Here is a 20,193-nt window from a genome sequence, read left to right on the forward strand (position 1 = left end):
GCTAGTCGTGGCCAGTGGGAACGAGCGGAACGAGGGTGCGGGCGCGGGGCCCGATCCGAACTGGTGGCAGGGTGCCCCGGCGCCGGATTCGGCGTGGTCGAATCCGGCGCAGCCGACCCAGGACGGTCCGCCGGCGGGTTACGGTGCGCCGCAACCGGATCCGGGGTGGCAGCAGGGTTATCAGCCGACCGCGCCGTTCCCCGGCGGGCCGTACGGGTCGGCGGATCCGACCCGGCAGTTCCAGCCGTCCGGGCCGAATCCGACGCAGCAGTTCCCCGGGCAGCCGGGTCCGGATCCGACCGTGCAATTCTCCGGGCAGCAGCCGTATCAGCCGGGGCCGGTGCCGTATGCGGGGCAACCGGGTTACGGGCAGCCGGGGTACGGCGGCGGGTATCAGCAGCCGCCGGGCGGGGGTAAGCGCAAGGTCTGGCTGTTCGCCGGGATCGGCGGGCTGGTGCTGGCCATCGTGGTCGCCATCGTCGCGGTGGCGCTGGTCAACAACTCGAATGATCCTTCCGCGCAATCGAATACGACGCCGTCGCTGGTGAGCGCGCTGACCACGGAGAAGTCGCCGGCCTCGGGCAAACCGTCCACCACGCCCAAGCCGTCGGCCACCAAGTCCGGCACGCCCGCGCCCGTGATCCCCGGGTACCAGACCGTGACGATCCCGGAATTCGAAGCGGCATACGACATTCCGAAGGATTGGCAGATCGACAAGTCCGGCACCGGGGCGTTCGGGACGGGCACCGATCAGATCGTCGCCTTCGGCCTGTCCGAGGAAGGCGTGGACTACTGCACGGGCTACACCCGCACCACCGCCTTCGTGACCGACTCGGACGAGTCCGATCTGTCGAAGGCCGCGGCGGATGTCGGCGCGCGCATGGCGAAGATCGGCTACGCGAATTCGACGGGCGCGAAACCCGGTGCATCGGAACAGTTCTCGACCTCCGACGGCAAGCTGTCCGGGATGTTCGTCGAGCTCACCGGCAGTGCGCCGGCGCCGGCGGCGGGGTGCGCGTCCACCTACTCGATCTACACCTTCGCGTTCTCCACTTCGCAGGGCTCTTACGTTTTCACGATCGTCGCGGATACTGGGGTCGACAAAGCGGTAGACAAAACGCTCGCGAAGAAGATTCTCGCCAGCCTCCGCCCCATGTAGCGGCGGGCGGGCGGGAGCTCGACTCGTCCGACAGGGGGTCCGACGATGACCAGTGGATTCGACGACCGGAAACCGGAACCCGGCAGTGAGGATCAGACCGCCAACTGGTGGCAGGGGGCGCCGGCGCCGGGATCGCAATGGGAATCGCGGCCGCATCCGGTGCAGCCGCCGGGCTTCGTGCCGCCGGTGCAGCCGTATCCGGGGAATCCGGCGACCGGGCCGAATCCGTATGCGGCGGGCGGCAATCCGCAGCAGGCCCCGAATTCCGCACCGTCGGGCGCGAATCCGTTCCCGACGGGCCCGAACCCCTATCAGACCGGTCCGTCCCCGTATCAGGGCGCACAGCCGCCCTACGGGGGTGGTTACGGGCCGCCGCCGAGCGACAAGAACCGGGTGTGGTTGTACGCCGGGATCGGGGCGCTCGTGGTGGCGCTCGTCGCCGTGGTCGCGGTGGTGCTGGTGACCCGGGATTCCGGGACCGGCGCGCTGCCCGCCACCTCGACCTCGGTCGCCGCCACCACCACTTCCAAGCCGCGCAGCAGTGCCGCGACCACCACGCCCTCGTCGAGTCAGTCGCCGCGCATCCCCGGCTATCAGGTGGTGGTGCCGACGGGCGTCCAGGCGGCCTGGGATGTGCCGTCCGACTGGACCATCGATCAGACGGCGGACGGCTGGGGCAGCGGCGCCGACCGGATCTCGGTCGCGGGCCTGGCGCAGGAGGGCGTGAACTACTGCCCGAACTTCGTGCGCAGCAATATGTTCCTGAGCACCAGCACACTGTCCGATCCGGCCGCCGCGGCCACCGATATCGGGAAGCGCATGGCCAAACTGGGCTGGGAAACCCACACCACGCTGAATTCGAGCGCTCCCGAATCCTTCAGCTCCTCCGACAACACCCTGCACGGCACGTTCGTCGAGACCTCGGGCGCCTTCACCCCGCCCGATCCCAGCTGCGCCAAGACCTACTCGATCTACACCTTCGCGGTGTCCGGCGGGACCGGCTCGCTGGTCCTGACCATCGCCGCCGACACCGGCGTGGACCGGGCCGTGGACCGGGATTTCGGACGCCGCCTACTGGCCACTTTTCGGCTGCTTTAGGGCATCTGACCAGCCGATTTAACTGTTCCGCCGACCGTGCGCTAAGCTACTTCACGTTCACTTCACGGGGTGTGGCGCAGCTTGGTAGCGCGCTTCGTTCGGGACGAAGAGGTCGCAGGTTCAAATCCTGTCACCCCGACGTGTTGGTTGAGACACAGCTGAAAGGCCCTGGCCATTGGTCGGGGCCTTTCCTCGTTTCCGGGCTCCGCTGAAACGAAAACCGGCGGCCGAATTCGATTCGACCGCCGGTATCGGATTCTTTATGCCCGAGGGATCAGGGCAGCACCTGCGGAATGACATTCGGGGCGACCGCGCCGACGATCAGGCCGACCAATGCGCCCTGGAACGCCGGGCCGATCATGCAGAGCGGGATGAGCGGAATGGTGACGATCGGCAGCGCGCAGATGACGGCGCCGAACGCGGCCCCGACAATCGCGCCGGCGGCCGCGCCATTGCCCAGCGGATCGTGGTTGGCCGCATCCGGATTGGTGGCGATCTCTTCCGCGGTGGCGATGGCGGCCGGCTGCACGGCCGCGGGGGCGACGGGCTGCGCGATATCCGCGACCACGACGGTCTGCGGGGCGACGGCGGGGGCCTCGGCGGCGGCCGTGCCCGCACCCGCGAAGGTCACCGCGACGGCCAGCGGCAGTGCCGCGATGAGAGCCTTACGACCGAAGTTGCCGATAGTGCGACGCATGATTTTTCCTATCCTCCCGACCCCCCTGCGCGCGGAATTGTCATCGCGCGCAGAACGATTAAGCATTGCGAATTACAACGAACCAATTTGTATCCGATCGGAGTCGGGGAATCAAGTCTCTGCAGCGTTATGCCCGCACATCTGAATTGTGTTGGACAACACCGGCAATGACCGATACGACGACCGATTCAGTCATCCACTTCTACGCCGTAATGTCGAGCCAGCGCGGCCAGGCCGGTGGGATATCCCTGACCGACGGCACGCAATCGCCAATCCTCGTCGCGTGGATACAGTTCGGCCAGCAGCAGCGTGCGTTCCTCGGTCGCGGCATCGAGTGTGGCGCGGGCGAAGACACCCGCTTGCGGCCGCGGTTCGACTTCGATTTCGATGGCGCCGACATCACCGAATCTGCGCTCCGGATCGGCGAGCGCGGCCGCGATCACAATGCGCCGGCAATGCCCCGGTAGGTCCTCCAGATCGACGCTGACGGCCTGCTCGCTGGGCCCGTCCACGGTCAGTCGCGCGCCCCGGGTTTCGGGCTGGTTGTAGAAGACGAAATCGGAATCCCCGGCCACCCGGTCCTGCCCGTCCACCAGGAACGCCACCAGATCGACCTCGGCGGTGCCGTGCTGCGGCCAGGTGGCCCGCACGGTCCAATCGGAGCCGTGGGTCGCGACCGGCAGGTCCACGACCTGCCCGCGCTCGAGAACGACCGTCTCGCGGGGACTTTCGCCGGAGGTGCTGTGCATTGCTGACGCCTGGTTCGTCGGAGGCTCGGGATCACCGGCGGAATCCAGCAATTCGAGCCCCCACACCGGAAGCCCGATATCGGCCGCTTTCTTCCACCGCGGATCATTCTCCGCACCCGGAAGCGCGAGCACATCGGTGACCCCGGCGGACATGTTCACCGCCGACGATCCCCCGAGTTCGGTTATCCGCCGCCGCGTTTGCGCCGCCTGCTCATGCGTACCGCCGAGCACCAGCACCCGCCGACCGCTCAACGGGCCGTCCGCCGCGCCGACCGCCGCTTTTCTCGGCTTCGAATCCCGCTGTCCGGCATCTCCTTTCCGCACCCCCGGTCCGACATCCGCGAGCAGTTCCAGAAATCGCGATTCACTCACGATCGGCGTCCCGTGCTGCCGCGCCTTCACCGCTTTACCGGAACCCGACCCGGGATCATTGGTCACCAGCAGACTCGTCAACCGGCTCACATTCCCGGTCACGTCGAGCCCCGCCGCCTCCGCCCGATCCACCAATTCGTTCCGGTCGATCCCCGTATCCCCCGTGAAAGCGACCTTCATCCCCCGCACCAGCATCCCGCCCGGCTCCAGCCGCCCCGGATAGGCAAACCCGCACGGCGCCTTCGTCTTCCCCCGCCACAAATGCCGATTGGCGTCCTTCGGCGGGCATTCCAGCAATGGCGGCATCACCCCCAACCGAGCCGCGTCCCCGATCAGCCCACGCAGCACCCCCGCCAGCACGCGTGTGTCATCGAGCGCATCATGCGCCCGCACCTGCCGAATCCCGTAATGCGCGGCCAAACTCCCCAATTTGTAGTCGGCCGTCGGCGGCGCGACCCGCCGCGCCAACGCCAACGTGCACAACCGCGACGAAACCGGCAGCACCGCCCCCACCCGCCCGAATTCCCGTGCCAGAAAGTCGTAATCGAACCGCGCATTGTGCGCGACCATCACCCGCCCCGCCAAAAACCCCGCCAACCGCCCCCGCACCTCCCCGAACTCCGGTGCCCCCCCGCAACCTTTCCCGCGTCAACCCGTGCACATGCACCGGCCCCGGATCACACCCCGGATCCACCAGCGAATAGAACTCCTCCGCCACACCCCCATCGGCGTCCAACACCAAAGCCGCCACCGACAGCACCCGATCCGTCCCCGAACTCAACCCGGACGTCTCGACATCCACCACCGTGACCGATTCCAGCCCGAACCCGCCGACCATCGAATTCCCCTGCACGAGCCACCCATCGCCATCCCGGGCCGACACGTTGCCCACCCACCGGCAACACGCCGGACAGCCGAGGTTATCGCACGTCCGATCTCCGGTTGTATCACCGAAAGCGCTTGGCAAGCAGAGGAATTGATCACTTCCGCCCTAGAGGCGCCGAATACCCGATACGGGCGGTTCAGCGCGCCGGGCATAGGTCTCTTCCGGGTTCACCGTGATCACATCCAACCGTTGCACCAGCGACCCGGGTATCCGCCCATCGACGAAGTGCCCCGGCCCCGGAACGATGACCGCCTCCGCCTCCAGACGGGTGGCCAGCGCCTTCAAACGCGCCAACGGCGCCCGGCCCGAATTGGGGTCGTAGACCACTATCTCTGCCAGGTCGTACCCGAAACGCCCTGCGAGCCCGCGTATCTGATGCTCATCCCAGAGTTGCCCGATCCCGGAAACATCCGTACGCAGATAGCCCAGGCAGGTCGGCTTGTAACGCATGCTCACTCCTGAATCCCGACCTTCGTCCGATGCAATGACCCCGCGGTCCTCCGGGTAGAACCCGGCCAGGTCGTCCCCGTTCCCAACGTCCCGCAACTCGAAGACACCGCCGGGGAATCTGAAATACCTTGCAGTCCCGTCCATCTCGGTCTCCAGTCTCGGGGCGATCACCTGACACAACGCTAGGAAGCCGACCGCCCGCACAGCCAGGAACTTGCGGAAACTTGCGGGCATGACTCGAACTTCGAGCCGGATCCACACAGGCAGAGGACCATGGAGTGGGTTAGTTCAAATACACGCAAGTAGTCAGCCGGAGGCTGGAACCATGCATTTGAATTTTCTCGGTAAGTGCGGCTCCGACAAGAAGGCCTGCCCCACCCTGTACGCCACTGACCAGCGAAGCTTCGTCGTCCAGGGTTGGCGGACCGACCGCCCCGAGACCATCGAGATTCCGCATGCGCTGCTCGGCTTCGCCGGCGAGGAGGGGTACATCGCAGCCGTTATGGCGGATACGGGCAGAGGATCCTTCACTCTGTCCGGCCGGCCGATCACGGATAGCGGAACGCTCGAACAGCTGACCATGGAAGACTTCGAGACGGCGATCGAGGTTCCGAGAGCGGAGAGGATCTACTTCGGTGGAATTTCGCGGCATTGACGACTGGGATCACCTCTTTCACGAGTGCCGACAATCGGCTTTCCACATGGAGGTTCGCGACACCTATGCTGTCGCGAGCGAATCCGAGCCGCTACGACGCTTCCTGGCCGGCGAGCCCCCACCGGACTACGACAAGTCCGATTGGACCGGCTTGATCCGGGAGATGACCGGGCGTGGTGTTGTCGTCAATCGGGTGCGTGTGATCACGGTGCCACACAGCGATTATCAACGGTGGCTGTTGTCGGTAACCGATGAGAACGTCGAGGCTGGCGAGGATATCCGTTATCTGCCAAGGCATCTCGTCGATGCGGCGGATGTTCCACGCGACGACTGGTGGCTGTTCGACGGAACTCGCGTCGCCTTCAACCTGGTCGACCAGGCCGGCCGTCCGGCCGGCGTCGCAGTCACGACCGATCCGAAGATCGCGGCCTACTGCGGTGATGTGAAGGACCGGCTGATGTCCATGGCGACGCCATACCGCGAGTACATCAACGATTCGCCGGTGAACTGTCGGTAGTGGTCGATTCGGTACAAGAGGCGAGTGAGGCTCTCGGCAAACGGCTCCGGGAGATCCGCCGTGACGCCGGGGTCACCGGCCGAGAGCTTGCCGCCCGCGCACATTGGCACGAATCCAAGGTGTCACGCATCGAGCATGGCAAAGTCAGGCCATCGACCGCGGACTTGCGCGCCTATTGCACCCACTGCGACGCGAACGAACAGTTGGCCGACTTGCTGGCCAGCCTGCACAATATCGACTCCGCCTGGCTCGAGTGGCGTCGTCTACTCGGCACGGGCGTGCGGCGCGGCCAGCAGCTGGCATTGAAGCTGGAAGCCGAAACGGCCATCATCCGGAACTACGAGCCGCAGATCATCCCCGGATTGCTGCAAACGGCGGAATATGCCGAAGCCAAGCTGAAACGAGTGATCGAGTTCTACCGCCTACCCGACGATCTGGACGCCGGCGTATCCAAACGCATGGAGCGGCAACAGATCCTCTACAAGCGAGGCCATCAATTCCACTTCCTCATCGCCGAGGCATCGCTCTATACAACGGTCGGCGATGACCAGGTGATGCGCGGCCAGCTCGACCGGCTTCAGACGATCATCGGCATGCCTCGCGTGACGCTGGGGATCATTCCGCTCATGGCCGAGGCCCTGGTGGTGGTCGAAGGATTCATGATGTTCGACAACCGCATGGTGAAGGTCGAAGCGCACACCGCCGAGCTGACGGTGACGCAGCCGAGGGAAGTCGCGTTGTACGGACGCGCATTCGATACGTTGGCGGGCCAATCGGCTACCGGTGAAGCGGCTCGGGCACTGATCCGCACCGCGCTACATCAGCGAACCCAAACCTGCGCTACGTCGGACAAGTTCCACCACGAAACATAGTGAGGATCCGCCGACTTCATCCGCCATCGAGAGTCGAGCTGATCGAAGAAGGCATCGTCGCCGGTCTTGCCACCCTTCGGCTCGCCGATGAAGAAGACTCGGTCACCACCGGCCTTCTCGTAGGCGGCGAGTGCCTCTGAGGCCATCGGATTTCCCCAGCCCGGTGGCCAGCAGAGGAGCATGGCGTGACTCTCGAGATGCTCCGTGCGCGTTGCGTATTCAGTGCGATCACCGACACTGTGCCAGGTATCAGGATGGCCCGCGGCACTCGGGAAGGACAGGTTCCCGGCCTTGGACGGCGGTTCGGAATCGTAGGCGTCGATAGTGCATCCGGCAGCGGCGAGCTGGGCTGCCCAATAGCCGCGCCCCGCACCGAGTTCCACGATCGGCATACCGTCGCAGCCGTCCGCGATCCAGGACAGGGTTTCCGGGGACGGGATGGCGTAAGCGTAGACCGATTGGAGAATCGTCTGGGCGTAGCCGAGTCGGGCGCTGCCGGATGGGCGGCCGCCGTCGACGGTGCGGCGGCCGTTCCGGGTGGTGAGCGATGGCTCGACTATGTCCCAGTACGGGTTTCCGGTGGGGGAAGGGGCGCCGGTCAGGTAGTTGACGAAGCGCAGGTCGAAGGCGGCGTCGGCGTGCGGGTCGCCGGTGCCGGGCAGGCGGGGTGCGGTATCGAGATAATCCGCGACCTTCGGGTACTGGGTGCGGAGGCGGGGTTCGTCGGCCAGTAGGGCGGCCAGTTCGTCTCGGCGTTCGGGGGTCAGGTCCGAGTCCGTCATGTGCACAATTGTCGTGAAACGCGACGACCCCGGCGGGGAAATGCCGGGGTCGTTGCGTCGGAACGGATTTCAGCCCAGGTGCAGGCGGCGCATGAGGCGCAGGGTCACCAGCGTCGACTTGAGCTGCTTCTCGTAAGGCATACCCGCACGAGCGGCCATGATCTGCTTCTTCTGCACGCCGACGTTGATGGTGTCGGTGTACTTGAGCAGGCCCGCCGCACCGTGGCGGGTGCCGACGCCGGACTGCTTGACGCCGCCCGAGGGGGTGCCCTTGGCGGCGTAGCTGGTCACGAAACCATCGTTGATATTGATGGCCCCGGCCTCGACCCGCTCCGCGAGTTTGGTTGCGCGGTCGATGTTTCCGGTCCAGATGCTGGCGTTGAGGCCGTAGGCGGTGTCGTTGGCGAGGGCGATCGCCTCGTCTTCGGTCTTGTACTTGTAGATGCTGACGACGGGGCCGAAGGTTTCCATGGTGGCGTGCGCCATGTCCTTGGTGACGCCGGTGAGCACGGTGGGCTCGAAGAAGGCGGGGCCGATGTCGGGGCGGGGGTTGCCGCCGGTGACTACGGTCGCGCCCTTCTCGCGGGCCTCGTCGACGTGGGAGGCGACGCGCTTCATGTGGTCGACCGAGACCAGGGAACCCATTTCGGGGTCGAAGTCGTAGGTGGCGCCCATCTTCGAACCGAGTTCCTCTGCGGCGGCGACGAATCGGCGCAGGTATTCGTCGTAGATGCGCTCCTGCACGTAGATGCGCTCGATGTGCATGCACGCCTGGCCGGTATTGCCGAACACGGCGAAGATGGCCGACGGGATGGCCTCGTCGAGGTTCACGTCGTCCAGCACGATCATCGGGTTCTTGCCGCCGAGCTCCAGGCTGCACCCGATGAGATTGCGCCCCGACTGCTCGCCGATGGTGCGCCCGGTCGCGGTGGAACCGGTGAACATGACGAAGTCGACATTGTCGATGAGGGTCGGGCCGACGTCCGGGCCCATGCCGGTGACGACCTGCACCAGACCGCGCGGCAGGCCCGCCTGATGCAGCAGCTCGATGCCGTACAGCGTGCAGAGCGCGGTCTTGTTGTCCGGCTTCATGACCACGCCGTTGCCCGCGATCAGCGCCGGCGTCGAATCGGACATGGAGATGGCGAACGGGAAGTTCCACGGCGCGATCACCGCGACGACGCCCTTGGGACGATGCTCCTCGGTGGAGCTGGTGATGATCGGCATCGGCCCGCTGCGCTTCTTGGGCTTGAGCGTCTTGGCCGCGGTCTTGAGGTAGTGGGCGATGACCATCGGGGTATCGCATGCCTCTTCGATGGCCATGCGGCGCGCCTTGCCGCAGCCGATCTGAATCAGGTCGGCAATGGTCTCGATCTCGGAGAGAATGAGTTCGTGGGCGCGTTCGAAGACGGCGAGCCGCTGCTCGAGTGGACGAGCGGCCCATTCCTTCTGCGCGGCGCGCGAGATCTCGACGGCCTTGGCGACATCTTCGGGCGAGGACTGCGGCAGGTAGCCGACCACGTCGCCGGTGTAGACCTCGATCATTTCGAACGGGTCGCGGGCCTCGCCCGCCTTGCCCGCGGTCACCATGGCGGTCAGCCGGTTGATGAGGGATTCCGTGACGCGGGGCGGCAGCTTCGCCCGGGAGCCGCTCTGCGTGCTCGTTGTGCTCATGGTCGTCGTCTCTCCATTACTTGCCGCCCGTGACGGCGGTCACCATGATCCAAACTAGAACACGTTATTGTTCAGGACAACGGTGCGGGGTAGTTTCGTCCCCGAATCCCAGGATTGGCCACGTGGAAGGACAGGTCGGCGATGACCGCTGCGACTGCTGAAACAAGTAGCAACACCGAGGCTCACGCTCTCGTCGAGAAGCGTGGCGCGACGCTGATCGTGACCATGAACCGCCCCGAGCGCAAGAACGCGCTCACCGGCGAGATGCTCGCGATCATGGCCGACGCCTGGGACCAGGTCGACGAAGACCCGGAGATCCGGTCCTGCATCCTCACCGGTGCGGGCGGGGCGTTCTGCGCGGGCGCGGACCTGAAGAACATGAACAATCGCGGCGCGGCCGAGGGCATGAAGGCGGGCAGCGCCTTCGATCCCACCCGCATGCCCGGCCTGCTCAAGGGCCGTCGCCTGACCAAGCCGCTGATCGCCGCGGTCGAGGGCGCGGCCATCGCCGGCGGCACCGAGATCCTGCAGGGCACCGATATCCGCATCGCGGGCGAGAGCGCCAAGTTCGGCATCTCCGAGGCCAAGTGGAGCCTGTTCCCGATGGGCGGATCGGCGGTGCGGCTGCCGCGCCAGATTCCGTACACCGTGGCGGCGGACCTGCTGCTGACCGGGCGGCACATCAAGGCGGCCGAGGCCAAGGAGTACGGGCTGATCGGGCACGTGGTGCCGGACGGGACCGCGCTGGACAAGGCCCTCGAAATCGCCGAGCTGATCAATAACAATGGGCCGCTCGCGGTTCAGGCGATCCTGAAGGTGATTCGCGATACCGAAGGGCTGCACGAGGAAGAGGCGTTCAAGATCGACGCTAAGGTCGGGCTGCCGGTGTTCCTGAGCGATGACGCCAAGGAAGGGCCGCGCGCCTTCGCCGAGAAGCGGAAGCCGAACTTCCAAGGGAAGTAAGGGAAGTGGGGGTTTCACCCCCACACCCCCGCGGGGGCCAGACGCCCCCGCAACCCGGCCCCGCTATCCGTCAGACCTTGACCGGCCGAAGGGCTTCGGGCGTCAGGTCTTTCAGGGTCGGATAGCCGTCGACCGCCATGATGAGATCGGCTTCGGCGAGCAGGCTGCGCAGGACGTGCACGATGCCGTCCTCGCCGCCGAGCGCGAGACCGTAGGCGTACGGGCGGCCGATGCCGACCGCGGACGCGCCGAGTGCCAGGGCTTTGATGATGTCCGCGCCGGAACGGACTCCGGAGTCGAAGAGCACCGGCAGTCCGTCGGCCGCTTCGACCACGCCGGGGAGCATATCGAGAGCGGGAAGACCGCCATTGGCTTGCCGCCCACCGTGATTCGAGCAGTAGATGCCGTCCACGCCCAGGTCGCGGGCGCGGCGGGCGTCATCGGGGTGGCCGATGCCCTTCACGATCAACGGCAGCGTGGTCAGCGAACGCAACCAGGGCAGGTCTTCCCAGGTGAGCGGGTTGCCGAAGAGCTGGATCCAGCGCAGGATCGCCGATTGCGGATCCTGTTCGGGGGATTGCGCGAGACCGGCGCGGAAGACCGGGTCGGTGAAGTAGTTGGCGAGGCAGTGGCCGCGCAGCTGGGGGAAGTTGCCGGTGGACAGATCGCGGGGGCGCCAGCCGGTGATCCAGGTGTCGAGGGTGACGACGATGCCCTTGTAGCCCGCCTTCTCCGCGCGCGAAACGAGGGAAGCGGCCAGGTCACGATCGGTGGGGGTGTAGAGCTGGAAAAAGCCTGGGGTGTCACCGAATTCGGCGGCGACGTCTTCCAGGGGGTCTTCCATGAGCGTCGAGGCCACCATCGGCACACCGGTGCGTGCCGCTGCGCGCGCGGTGGCGAGATCGCCGCGACCATCGCGGTCACAGAGCGCGATCACGCCGACGGGAGCCATGAAAACCGGTGCGGCCCACGTGCTTCCGAACAGCTCCACCGACAGGTCGCGCTCCTTCGCACCGACGAACATGCGCGGCATCAGCCCCCACTGATCGAAGGCCGCGACATTCGCGCGCTGCGTCCGCTCATCACCCGCGCCACCGGCGACATACGACCAGATCGACGGCGGCAGCGCCGTCTCGGCACGCGCGGCCAGCTCGGCGAAACTCACCGGCCATTTCGGGATCACGCCACGCAGGCCATTGAAGTAAATCTCGTTCTGATAGTCGCCGTACGCCATGACGCCGCTGTCTCCCTCTCGTGGATGGCTGCTCCGATAATCGTGAAATACTGGCCATCGAATGCATCTGAATCGCAGGATGTGATCGTGGAGGCGCTCAATATGCAGGATTCCGCCGAGCTGCTCAATGAGGACGATCTGGCGCTCATCAACGCCCTGCAATTGCGCCCGCGCGCTTCCTGGACCGAACTCGGCGGTGTCCTGGATGTCGATCCGGTGACCGTGGCCCGGCGCTGGCAGCGGCTCAGCGATCGCGGCGAGGCATGGGTCTGCGTCTCACCGGGCCCGGCGCTGTTCGACCTCTGCTGCGCCGCGTTCATCGAGATCGACTGCGCCGCAGGTGAAACCGATTCCGTCGTCCGCGCACTGGCTCGACACCCGCAAATGCTCACCCTCGAACGCTCCGGCGGCAGCGACCGCATCCTCGCCACCGTCGCCACCCGCGATTTCACCCAGCTCTCCCGCTACACCCTCGACGTACTGCCGACCCTGCCCCACCTCGCAGCCGTCCGGACGCGCATAGTCACGCACTGGTTCGCCGAGGGCGGCAGCTGGCGCATCGACGCCCTCGCCCCGGGTCAGCGCAGCCAACTCCGCACCCCCGTGCCGCCGGCCGCGCCCCGCCCCGAGCGCCGGACCTTCGACGATGTGGATCGCGCCATCGTCACGCATCTGGCCCACGATGGCCGCGCCACCCACAGCGCCATCGCCACGGCGGTGCGCACCAGCGGTTCGACCGTGAAACGCCGCATCGACGAACTCACCCGCCTGGGCCTGCTCGGCTTCCGCTGCGATTTCGCCCGCCCGCTCGGCGGCTGGCCGGTGGCGGTCACCTTCTGGGCGACCGCCCCCGCCGCCGCCCTGCCCGAGATCGGCTACGCCCTGATCCGCCTGCCGCAGACCAGGAACTGCGCCGCCGTGAGCGGCACCCACAACCTCGTGGTCCAAGCCAATCTGCATTCGGTGGCCGAGGTGGCGCGCTTCGAAAGCCAGCTGGCCGCAACCCATCCCGACCTGGTCGTGGCCGAGCGCACGATCACCCTCCGCCACGAGAAACTGCTCGGCCGCATCCTCGACGAATACGGCCGGGCCCGGGCCGTGGTCCCGCCCGATATCTGGGCGGAACTGTGAGCCGCTCAGCGCGCCCCGACCTCCTCGCCCAGGAACCCACCCGACTGATGCCGCCACAATTGCGCGTAAGCGCCTTCGGCATTGAGCAATTCGTCGTGGCTGCCCTGTTCCACGATGCGGCCGCGGTCCAGCACCACCAGCTGGTCCATGCCCGCTACGGTGCTCAGGCGGTGGGCCACCACAAGCGCCGTGCGACCCTCCATCAGCTCCCAAAGCGCCTGCTGGACAAGCAGTTCGCTTTCCGAGTCCAGTGCCGAGGTGGCCTCGTCCAATAGGAGGATGGGGGCGTCGCGGAGGATGGCCCGGGCCAGGGCTACGCGCTGACGTTGGCCGCCGGAGAGTTTGACGCCGCGTTCGCCGATGAGGGTGTCGAGGCCCTGGGGTAGGCCTTCGGCGAATTCGGTGACGTGGGCGGCTTTGGCGGCGCGGACTATTTCCTCGTCGGTGGCTTCGGGGCGGGCGAAGCGGATGTTGTCGCGGAGGGAGCGGTGGAACATGGCGGGGTCTTGGGGGACGTAGGAGAGCTGGCTGCGCAGGTCGGCTTGGCGGAGGCGGGCGATGTCCTGGCCGCCGATGCGGATGTGGCCTTCCTGGATGTCCATCATGCGCAGGAGTAGTTGGGTGATGGTGGTTTTGCCGCCGCCGGAGCGGCCGACCAGGCCGAATTTGGCGCCGCTGGGTACGTGCAGGTCGAGGCCGTCGAACAGGCGGGACGCGCCCGCGTGCGCGAAGGTGACGTGGTCGAAGTGGATGTCGGAGCCCTTGGGCTGCAACGGTTCCGGTTCGGCGACGTCCACTACCGTGGGCTTGTCGATGAGCAGGTCGGTGAACTGGGCGGCTTCGGTGAGGGTGGATTCCAGGCGGCGGTAGATCTGGTTGAAGCGGAACATGATGCCGGTGGCGTTCCAGTAGTAGGTGAAGGCCACGATGATCACTTCGACGCTGGCGTGGCCGCCGCGGATGCCGAGGGCGATGAGCAGGCCGACCATATTGGTGATGGCGACCAGCGGCGTCACCACGGTGTCGATGCGCAGGTTGGCGTAGTCCCAGGAGAGCAGGGATTTGCGCCGGGATTCCGCGACGCGCCGCCGATGTTCCTCCGCCTCTTGGGGTTCGGCGGCGAAGGCGCGCACCACCTGCATATTGGAGAGGCTGTCGGCGACGTGCCCGGAGACCAGCGCGATGGCGGCCTCGCGATCGTCGACGAGGCGTTGCCGCCGCTGGATGAGCGGCGCGATGACCAGCGCGGTCACCACCAGCATGCCGAGCAGCACCGCCACCAGCATGGGGTCGTAGCGCCAGAGCACCACCGACGCGAAGCCCAAAGGCACCAGCGCCGCGAGGATTTCGAAGGCGAAGGTGTCGACGAACTCCTCGAAACGGGAGGCGAAGCTCAGCGAGCGTTTGGTGAGCGAGCCCGCGAAATTGTCGTGGAAGAACGCCGCGTCCTTGGCCAGCAGTTCGTCCATGGCGGTGATGTAGAGGTTCTCGATGCCGTAGGCGTCGACCCGGTTCAAGCAGTGAATGCCGATGCGCCAGAACACCTCGGCGAGCAGCAGCAGGCCGCCGAACGCGAGTACGTACGGCGCGAGCGTGCCGAAGCTGGAGTCGCCGCTGCCGGCGACCTTGCCGACGACGACGGCGACCAGCAGCGGAGCTATGTAGAGCTGGCAGGTGGTGCCGAGCGCCGGTGACAGCAGAGCCGTGGCGGTGAGGCCCTTGCGCCTCGCCAATTCCCGGCCGTAAAAGCGCAGTACCAGCATGATCGCGGACGCGCGGGATTTCATCCGTCCCCTCTCGAATCGTGTTCGAGTAGTGCAGGACAGACATCGTGCCCGGTCAGGGGAGTTTCACGCCACTGATTTTCCGGCGGGCGGCCGGGTGTTCGGCGCTGGGCAACCGCAGAGCCTCGGTTGCCCAGCGCCGGGGTTTGGGCGTCGATCGGAGCACGTGCCGACGCCCAAGCTGGGGATCGTCAGTCGGTGGGGTGGATCGACTTCTTGACGATGAAACGGGCCACGCCGGGCAGGAAGCGGCGCATCAGATAGGCGGGACGGGCCTGGCCGGGGAAGACGAAGAGCGGCGTCTTCGGTTTGGCGAGCGCCTTTTCCAGCGCGTCGATGATGGATTCCGGGGACACCCCGCCGCTGCCGCCGAGCACGCTGGCGTTCTCCGCGCGGACCTTGTCGAGGAAGGCCGTCTCCACCATGGGCGGGCACAGGGTGAGGAGCCGGACGCCGGTGCCGTCGAGTTCGTAGGAGAGGCTGTCGGCGAACCCGATGACCGCGAACTTGGATGCCGAGTACCCGGCCAGTCCGGGCGAGGGCAGCCAGCCCGCGAGCGAGGCGAACAGCACCACGGTGCCGCGGCCCGCCGTTTTCATGGCGGGGATGACGGCCTGGCAGAGATTGACCGTGCCCAGGTAGTTGACGTCGATCATCTTCTTGATCTGGCGCGCATCGTGATCGAGCGCGCTGCCGTGCACGTGCGCCATGCCGGCCGCGTGCACCAGCTGTTCGATGGCCCCGAGCTCGGCGCGCACCTTGTCCACCACCGCCGCGACCTGTTCCGGATCGGATACGTCGCAGGTGTAGGTGTGCATGTTCGGCGAGCGGGCGGCGGTGGCCGCCAGCCCTTCGGCGTTCAGGTCGACGGCGGCCACCCGATGTCCCGCCGCGGCCATGCGCTGCGCGACGATGCGGCCCATGCCGCTGGCCGCGCCGGTGACGAGAACGGTCTGGGTCATCGGGCCTCCCGGGTCTGCAGGACGGTGGCGGCGTCCTCGAAAGTCATTGCGAGCGCGCCGATCCGGCTGGAGAACAGCGCGGCCTTGGGCAGGCCGAGCGCGCGCAGCTGATCGGCGACGGGGTGATCGCCGAGTTCCACCCGGGCGCCGCCGGGCCGCATGCGCACCTTGGCGGGGTTCATGATCCAGGGCGTGCGCCGCAGCAGGCCGTTGCGCGCGGTGTAGGCGTCGATGGACGCCCCGCCCGCACTGCCCGGAACGGGCAATCCGTCACCTATCCGCAGCCCGATGACGAATTGCCCGTCCACCCGCACCTCACAACGCCCGCCGGGCGTTATGTCGATGTCGGCCATGAGCTTGGGGAAACCCCAAATCGATTGTCCCGCTTCACAGGTGAAGCTCTGGTTCACCGGCAGCCAGTGAATGTAGGCCCCGGTGCTGTTACGCCGGCCGGGCTGGCGGGCCATCAGCGAGAAGGCGAACTCGTGGTAGGGCCCGAGGTCGCCGTCCACGTAGCGGACGAAGGCGAGCGAGAGCACGGCCTTGCCGGGCAGCACCTTCAGCGGTTCCAGCCCGGTGCCGTCGAGCAGTTCGGCCGCGGCCGCCGCGTCGACCAGGAAGAGCGCGGAGGCCGCGTCGGCATGCCGGATCTCGACCGGCATACGTACTTGTTCGCCGAGTACCGAATGTGCCGCTGCCATTTCCAAATTAGAACAGGTTCCCATAATTCTCGTAGTCGTTTCGGCCCAGGAATCCCGTTGAACGGGTGCCGGGCTGGAGGGAAATTCCAGAACGGGTTATTACGCCTCGCGATCGGGTTCGCGGGCCGCCGCGTACGCCTTGGCCCAGCGATAGTCGGGCTTGCCGCTGGGCGTGCGGGCGACTACGTCCGCGACCCAGATGCGGCGCGGCGCCTTGTATCCGGCGAGGTGGGCGCGCACATGGCGGTCCAGCGCGGGGAAGTCGATAATGTCGCCCGCCGCCGAGATCACCGCCGCCACCTGCTGGCCCCAGCGCTCGTGCGGCATCCCGATCACGATCGCGTCGTACACGTCGGCGTGCGCTTTGAGAACGGCCTCGACCTCTTCCGGGAACACCTTCTCGCCGCCGGTGTTGACGACCATGTTCCCGCGCCCGATGAGCGTCACCGAGCCGTCCGCCTCGACCCGGGCCCGATCGTCGGTGATGACCATGCGCACCCCGTCCACCGTGCGGAAAAGCTGCTCGGTCTTGACCGGATCCTTGTAGTACCCGATCGGCACATTGCCGGTCTTGGCCACCCACCCCTCCCCGCCGGGCCCGACCGGTTGCCCGGCATCGTCCACCACGAGCGCGCCGCGACCGGTGTTCACCCGCGGCCCACGCGCCGGATCGTCGTCCTTGGCCGCGAATCCGATACCGCCGAAGCCGGTTTCGGAGGATCCGATGGATTCGGTGAGCAGCACGTTCGGGAACAGTTCCAGCAGCGCGTTCTTCACCGGCTGCGTCAATTGCGCCGCCCCCGAACCGATGGAGAACAGCGAGGAGGCGTCCACCGGCGCGGCGCGGAAAGCGTCCACGAGCGGGCGAGCGATCGCGTCACCGGTGATGACGAGAATGTTCGCCCGCTCGCGCGCCACCGCCTGCCAGATGCGTGCGGGTTCGAAGCGCGGTTCGAACAGCACGGTGTTCCCCGACCAGAGCGCGGTGAAGGTCGGCATCATGGCGGCGGCGTGAATGAGCGGCGGCAGCACGAACCAGCGCAGCGGCTGGTTCTGCGCGCCGGCGCGGGATTGCTGGTATTCGTCGGCGACGGGTTCGCCGGTGTAGAAGTCGATGCCGCCGCCGAGTACCCGCCACATGTCCTCCTGCCGCCACATCACGCCCTTGGGCAGGCCGGTGGTGCCGCCGGTGTACATGATGAACAGGTCGTCGGCACTGCGCGGGCCGAAATCCCGCTCCGGGGAAGCGTTTTCGAGCGCCTTCTCGTAGGGCGTCGAAGCGCTGCCGGAGTCGTCGCCGTCCTCGACCACCAGGGCGTGCCGCAGTTTCGGCAGTTGCGGGCGCACCGCTTCGATGAGCGGGGCGTAGCAGCGGTGATGCACCACCATCTCGAGGTCGGCGTTGTCGTAGACGTAGCGCAGTTCCTCGGCCTGGTACCGGTAGTTGATATTGACCGGGACGGCGCGAATCTTGAAGCAGCCCAGCAGGGTTTCCAGGGTTTCGATGCCGTTGTGCATGTGGAAGCCGATGTGCGTGCCCGGCCCCGCGCCCGCACCGGCCAGGTGGTGCGCGAGCCGGTTCGCGCGGGCGTCGAGTTCGGCGAAGGTGAGCCGGCGCTCGCCCTCGATCACGGCGAGCCGATCGGGGACGGCATCGGCGGCGTGTTCGTAGAGGTCGGCGAAATTGCTGGCCATGGCTGCTCGCTTTCTGGCTACCGGACGGTGAGCGGCAGGGGGATGCCTCGATCGGTGAAGGTGAAGGCGGCCCCGGTGCTGAAGCGGGTGATGGCGACCTCGACGGCTTCCGGGAAAGCCCGCTCGGCCAGGCCGATCTCGACGGTCAGCGCGCACTCCGCCGCCTCCCGGACGCGACTGCGGAAGCGCGGGTTCACGCCGCGCACCAGGGCGTCGAGCGGTTCGAGATGGTCGGCGTCGAGCAGCATCGGCCAGGCGTTGTCGTCCCCGCCGGCGCAGGCGCGGCCGATGCGCAGTTCCACGATCTGCTCGCCGCCGCTGGTCTCGGTGGCCACCTCGATATCGAGGTAGGCGGCCGGATTGAGCGCCGGGTGCAGGCGCAGCACCTTCGCCAGCGCGGCCGCGTCATCGCCGAGACCCAATGCCTTGCAGAGTCTTTCGGAGGTCAGCCCGGCGATGCCGGTGAACTGTTTACGCACGATGTCCAGGGCCGTTTCGGTGCGCGCTTCGACCGCGCACCGGAACCCCAGCGCGAGCAGATGGTGTTGCAGGCACACCTCGTCCGCCATCCGGATCAGCGCCGAGCGGGAGAAGTCCGTGAAGCGCAGATCGTTCAACAGTGGGCCCGAATAGTCGTGCAGCCCTTCCCCTTCGGGCACGATCGGGTCCAGCGCCACCCCGGCCGCCTGGCTGCCGGCGACCAGGTGGGCGGTGGCGATCGGTTCGGGCGGTTCATGCGACGGGTCGATGACGACCGTCCACGCGCACACCGGTTTCCGGTCCGAAGGCACCCGCGGCGGCCGATGCACCGGCCGCACCCGCGCGTGCGGGTTCGTCGCCAGCGCGCTGCCGTCGAAGGTCGGGTCCTCGATGTGATGGCACATGGCCACCACGAACTCCTCCCCCATCGGCTCCACATCGGCGAGCGCGCCGCAGTGATCGAGATGGAATTCCCCGTGATCGTGATCGTGCACCCGGTACCGGAAGTCCATGAACTGCGGCGGCGCGCCGATATCCAGCTGGAAGCCCTTGAAGATGGCGTCCACGCCGTCCCCGGTGATGCCCAGGGCTTTTCGCATGCGCCGGGTGTAGACCGGACTGGCCAGCAGCCATTCGTCGATGGCCACCTCGGTCATGCCCTCCCGCCCGAGCGCACCGATCACATGCGCCATCCCGGACCGGTCGATGAGATGCCCGCACAGCAGCAGTTCGGGCACCAGCACCGCGAGTTCGGCGCGGCCCAGCGCCGCGTATCGGCTCGTCACCACTGCGGTACCGGCCCCTTCCCGGTCGGGTACCAGCCGGCCAGGGGCTGCCCGGACACCGAGCGCTCGATACGCTTCCGCATGCCCGGCGAGAGCGCGTTATCGGTCATCATCTCGACGAAAAGCGCTGTCACATTGCCGAAGTCGAAGAAGTCGCGCTGCCAGGACCATTGGAAGTCGCCCGCGTAACGGAACCAGCTGCCGCCGATGCCTTCCGGGCTGTACGGGCGGCCGTCGGGGCGGTGTTTCTCGTTGATCTGCTTCCAGAATCCGATGACGCTGCCGCTGCGTTCGTCAACCACGAACTCCTGGTAAGGGTAGGTCCAGCCTTCCAGGCCGAACATCTCCTGCCCGAGCGCGATATCACGGATCTCGTCACGTCCGACGGCCATGAACTCCTGCTGCGGGCCGTAGTTCCAGCCGTAGGTGGCGTCCTCGGTATAGAAGTGCGCCAGCGGTTTCCAGTCACCGAGCGCTTCACAGTCGCGGTTCTCCTCCACCCACCGGCGGATCATTTCGTCGAGTTCGTCACGGGACCAGGACATTT

The 20,193-nt window shown here is 66.9% G+C and carries 19 protein-coding genes and 1 tRNA gene; 8 read left to right on the plus strand and 12 right to left on the minus strand.

Features of this window, described 5'->3' with window-relative positions:
- Positions 1 to 7 precede the first annotated feature (7 nt).
- The 3 genes from LTV02_RS29680 (at position 8) to LTV02_RS29690 (ending at position 2,396) form a co-directional block, all read left to right on the plus strand.
- Complete coding sequence (locus LTV02_RS29680) at positions 8 to 1,159, plus strand: hypothetical protein (RefSeq protein WP_233035096.1); 1,152 nt, start codon at positions 8 to 10, stop codon at positions 1,157 to 1,159.
- 45 nt (positions 1,160 to 1,204) lie between these two features.
- Positions 1,205 to 2,257 (plus strand): hypothetical protein, encoded by a 1,053-nt coding sequence (locus LTV02_RS29685; protein WP_233035097.1) that lies wholly within the window; start codon positions 1,205 to 1,207, stop codon positions 2,255 to 2,257.
- A gap of 65 nt (positions 2,258 to 2,322) precedes the next feature.
- Positions 2,323 to 2,396 (plus strand) — tRNA-Pro (locus LTV02_RS29690).
- A gap of 135 nt (positions 2,397 to 2,531) precedes the next feature.
- On the opposite strand, the gene LTV02_RS29695 is transcribed toward LTV02_RS29690, so the two are convergent.
- The 3 genes from LTV02_RS29695 to LTV02_RS29705 form a co-directional block, all read right to left on the minus strand.
- Positions 2,532 to 2,954 carry a hypothetical protein gene (locus tag LTV02_RS29695; protein WP_233035098.1) on the minus strand — a complete coding sequence of 141 codons (423 nt, stop codon included), beginning with the start codon at positions 2,952 to 2,954 and terminating at the stop codon, positions 2,532 to 2,534.
- A 188-nt stretch (positions 2,955 to 3,142) separates the two neighbouring features.
- The gene (locus LTV02_RS29700; protein ID WP_233035099.1) at positions 3,143 to 4,672 is read right to left on the minus strand and encodes a TerD family protein; all 1,530 of its coding nucleotides are present in this window, start codon (positions 4,670 to 4,672) and stop codon (positions 3,143 to 3,145) included.
- 394 nt (positions 4,673 to 5,066) lie between these two features.
- Positions 5,067 to 5,411, minus strand: a complete 345-nt coding sequence (locus LTV02_RS29705) for a hypothetical protein (RefSeq protein WP_233035100.1) — start codon at positions 5,409 to 5,411, stop codon at positions 5,067 to 5,069.
- Positions 5,412 to 5,736: 325 nt separating this feature from the next.
- Here LTV02_RS29705 and LTV02_RS29710 point away from each other — a divergent pair, with 325 nt between their 5' ends.
- From LTV02_RS29710 to LTV02_RS29720, 3 genes are read left to right on the plus strand one after another with little or no spacing between them, the layout of a single operon-like run.
- Positions 5,737 to 6,066, plus strand: a complete 330-nt coding sequence (locus LTV02_RS29710; protein WP_233035101.1) for a hypothetical protein — start codon at positions 5,737 to 5,739, stop codon at positions 6,064 to 6,066.
- Positions 6,047 to 6,583 (plus strand): DUF6879 family protein, encoded by a 537-nt coding sequence (locus LTV02_RS29715; protein ID WP_233035102.1) that lies wholly within the window; start codon positions 6,047 to 6,049, stop codon positions 6,581 to 6,583. Before LTV02_RS29710 ends, LTV02_RS29715 begins: the two co-directional genes overlap by 20 nt.
- Positions 6,583 to 7,455 carry a helix-turn-helix domain-containing protein gene (locus LTV02_RS29720; protein ID WP_233035103.1) on the plus strand — a complete coding sequence of 291 codons (873 nt, stop codon included), beginning with the start codon at positions 6,583 to 6,585 and terminating at the stop codon, positions 7,453 to 7,455. Before LTV02_RS29715 ends, LTV02_RS29720 begins: the two co-directional genes overlap by 1 nt.
- On the opposite strand, the gene LTV02_RS29725 is transcribed toward LTV02_RS29720, so the two are convergent.
- Both LTV02_RS29725 and LTV02_RS29730 read right to left on the minus strand, forming a co-directional pair.
- Complete coding sequence (locus tag LTV02_RS29725; RefSeq protein WP_233035104.1) at positions 7,404 to 8,237, minus strand: hypothetical protein; 834 nt, start codon at positions 8,235 to 8,237, stop codon at positions 7,404 to 7,406. The two genes, LTV02_RS29720 and LTV02_RS29725, sit on opposite strands and share 52 nt — an antisense overlap.
- Before the next feature lie 69 nt (positions 8,238 to 8,306).
- Entirely contained in the window at positions 8,307 to 9,911 is a 1,605-nt protein-coding gene (locus LTV02_RS29730; protein WP_067718533.1) for a succinic semialdehyde dehydrogenase, read from the minus strand.
- A 141-nt stretch (positions 9,912 to 10,052) separates the two neighbouring features.
- On the opposite strand from LTV02_RS29730, the gene LTV02_RS29735 reads away from it, so the two are divergent.
- Positions 10,053 to 10,874 (plus strand): crotonase/enoyl-CoA hydratase family protein, encoded by an 822-nt coding sequence (locus LTV02_RS29735; protein WP_233035105.1) that lies wholly within the window; start codon positions 10,053 to 10,055, stop codon positions 10,872 to 10,874.
- A 70-nt stretch (positions 10,875 to 10,944) separates the two neighbouring features.
- Here LTV02_RS29735 and LTV02_RS29740 read toward each other — a convergent pair whose 3' ends face one another.
- The gene (locus LTV02_RS29740; RefSeq protein WP_233035106.1) at positions 10,945 to 12,108 is read right to left on the minus strand and encodes an alpha-hydroxy-acid oxidizing protein; all 1,164 of its coding nucleotides are present in this window, start codon (positions 12,106 to 12,108) and stop codon (positions 10,945 to 10,947) included.
- 87 nt (positions 12,109 to 12,195) lie between these two features.
- Here LTV02_RS29740 and LTV02_RS29745 point away from each other — a divergent pair, with 87 nt between their 5' ends.
- Positions 12,196 to 13,239, plus strand: a complete 1,044-nt coding sequence (locus LTV02_RS29745; protein ID WP_233035107.1) for an Lrp/AsnC family transcriptional regulator — start codon at positions 12,196 to 12,198, stop codon at positions 13,237 to 13,239.
- A 5-nt stretch (positions 13,240 to 13,244) separates the two neighbouring features.
- On the opposite strand, the gene LTV02_RS29750 is transcribed toward LTV02_RS29745, so the two are convergent.
- From LTV02_RS29750 to LTV02_RS29775, 6 genes are all read right to left on the minus strand, one after another.
- Positions 13,245 to 15,026 carry an ABC transporter ATP-binding protein gene (locus LTV02_RS29750; RefSeq protein ID WP_233035108.1) on the minus strand — a complete coding sequence of 594 codons (1,782 nt, stop codon included), beginning with the start codon at positions 15,024 to 15,026 and terminating at the stop codon, positions 13,245 to 13,247.
- Positions 15,027 to 15,214: 188 nt separating this feature from the next.
- Positions 15,215 to 15,985, minus strand: a complete 771-nt coding sequence (locus LTV02_RS29755; RefSeq protein WP_233035109.1) for an SDR family NAD(P)-dependent oxidoreductase — start codon at positions 15,983 to 15,985, stop codon at positions 15,215 to 15,217.
- Positions 15,982 to 16,686, minus strand: a complete 705-nt coding sequence (locus LTV02_RS29760; RefSeq protein ID WP_067718521.1) for an acetoacetate decarboxylase family protein — start codon at positions 16,684 to 16,686, stop codon at positions 15,982 to 15,984. Before LTV02_RS29760 ends, LTV02_RS29755 begins: the two co-directional genes overlap by 4 nt.
- Positions 16,687 to 16,785: 99 nt before the next feature.
- Positions 16,786 to 18,381, minus strand: coding sequence for an acyl-CoA synthetase (locus LTV02_RS29765; protein ID WP_233035110.1), 1,596 nt, complete (start codon positions 18,379 to 18,381; stop codon positions 16,786 to 16,788).
- 17 nt (positions 18,382 to 18,398) lie between these two features.
- A complete protein-coding gene (locus tag LTV02_RS29770; protein WP_233035111.1) occupies positions 18,399 to 19,649 on the minus strand; it encodes a hypothetical protein in 1,251 nt (416 codons plus the stop codon).
- Positions 19,643 to 20,191: a nuclear transport factor 2-like protein gene (locus LTV02_RS29775; RefSeq protein ID WP_233035112.1), complete on the minus strand. Its 549-nt coding sequence runs from the start codon at positions 20,189 to 20,191 to the stop codon at positions 19,643 to 19,645. The genes LTV02_RS29770 and LTV02_RS29775 overlap by 7 nt, the downstream gene beginning before the upstream one ends.
- Between the last annotated feature and the right edge of the window lie 2 nt (positions 20,192 to 20,193).

It is taken from the genome of Nocardia yamanashiensis, from assembly GCF_021183565.1.
In the GTDB taxonomy this organism is placed as follows: Bacteria; Actinomycetota; Actinomycetes; order Mycobacteriales; family Mycobacteriaceae; genus Nocardia; species Nocardia yamanashiensis.

Bases quoted from the DNA above. Each gene is read 5' to 3' on its own strand.
- LTV02_RS29685 (WP_233035097.1), top strand. From the start codon at position 1,205: ATGACCAGTGGATTCGACGACCGGAAACCGGAACCCGGCAGTGAGGAT.
- LTV02_RS29695 (WP_233035098.1), bottom strand. From the start codon at position 2,954: ATGCGTCGCACTATCGGCAACTTCGGTCGTAAGGCTCTCATCGCGGCA.
- LTV02_RS29705 (WP_233035100.1), bottom strand. From the start codon at position 5,411: ATGCGTTACAAGCCGACCTGCCTGGGCTATCTGCGTACGGATGTTTCC.
- LTV02_RS29710 (WP_233035101.1), top strand. From the start codon at position 5,737: ATGCATTTGAATTTTCTCGGTAAGTGCGGCTCCGACAAGAAGGCCTGC.
- LTV02_RS29725 (WP_233035104.1), bottom strand. From the start codon at position 8,237: ATGACGGACTCGGACCTGACCCCCGAACGCCGAGACGAACTGGCCGCC.
- LTV02_RS29730 (WP_067718533.1), bottom strand. From the start codon at position 9,911: ATGAGCACAACGAGCACGCAGAGCGGCTCCCGGGCGAAGCTGCCGCCC.
- LTV02_RS29735 (WP_233035105.1), top strand. From the start codon at position 10,053: ATGACCGCTGCGACTGCTGAAACAAGTAGCAACACCGAGGCTCACGCT.
- LTV02_RS29740 (WP_233035106.1), bottom strand. From the start codon at position 12,108: ATGGCGTACGGCGACTATCAGAACGAGATTTACTTCAATGGCCTGCGT.
- LTV02_RS29750 (WP_233035108.1), bottom strand. From the start codon at position 15,026: ATGAAATCCCGCGCGTCCGCGATCATGCTGGTACTGCGCTTTTACGGC.
- LTV02_RS29755 (WP_233035109.1), bottom strand. From the start codon at position 15,985: ATGACCCAGACCGTTCTCGTCACCGGCGCGGCCAGCGGCATGGGCCGC.
- LTV02_RS29760 (WP_067718521.1), bottom strand. From the start codon at position 16,686: ATGGCAGCGGCACATTCGGTACTCGGCGAACAAGTACGTATGCCGGTC.
- LTV02_RS29765 (WP_233035110.1), bottom strand. From the start codon at position 18,381: ATGGCCAGCAATTTCGCCGACCTCTACGAACACGCCGCCGATGCCGTC.
- LTV02_RS29775 (WP_233035112.1), bottom strand. From the start codon at position 20,191: ATGTCCTGGTCCCGTGACGAACTCGACGAAATGATCCGCCGGTGGGTG.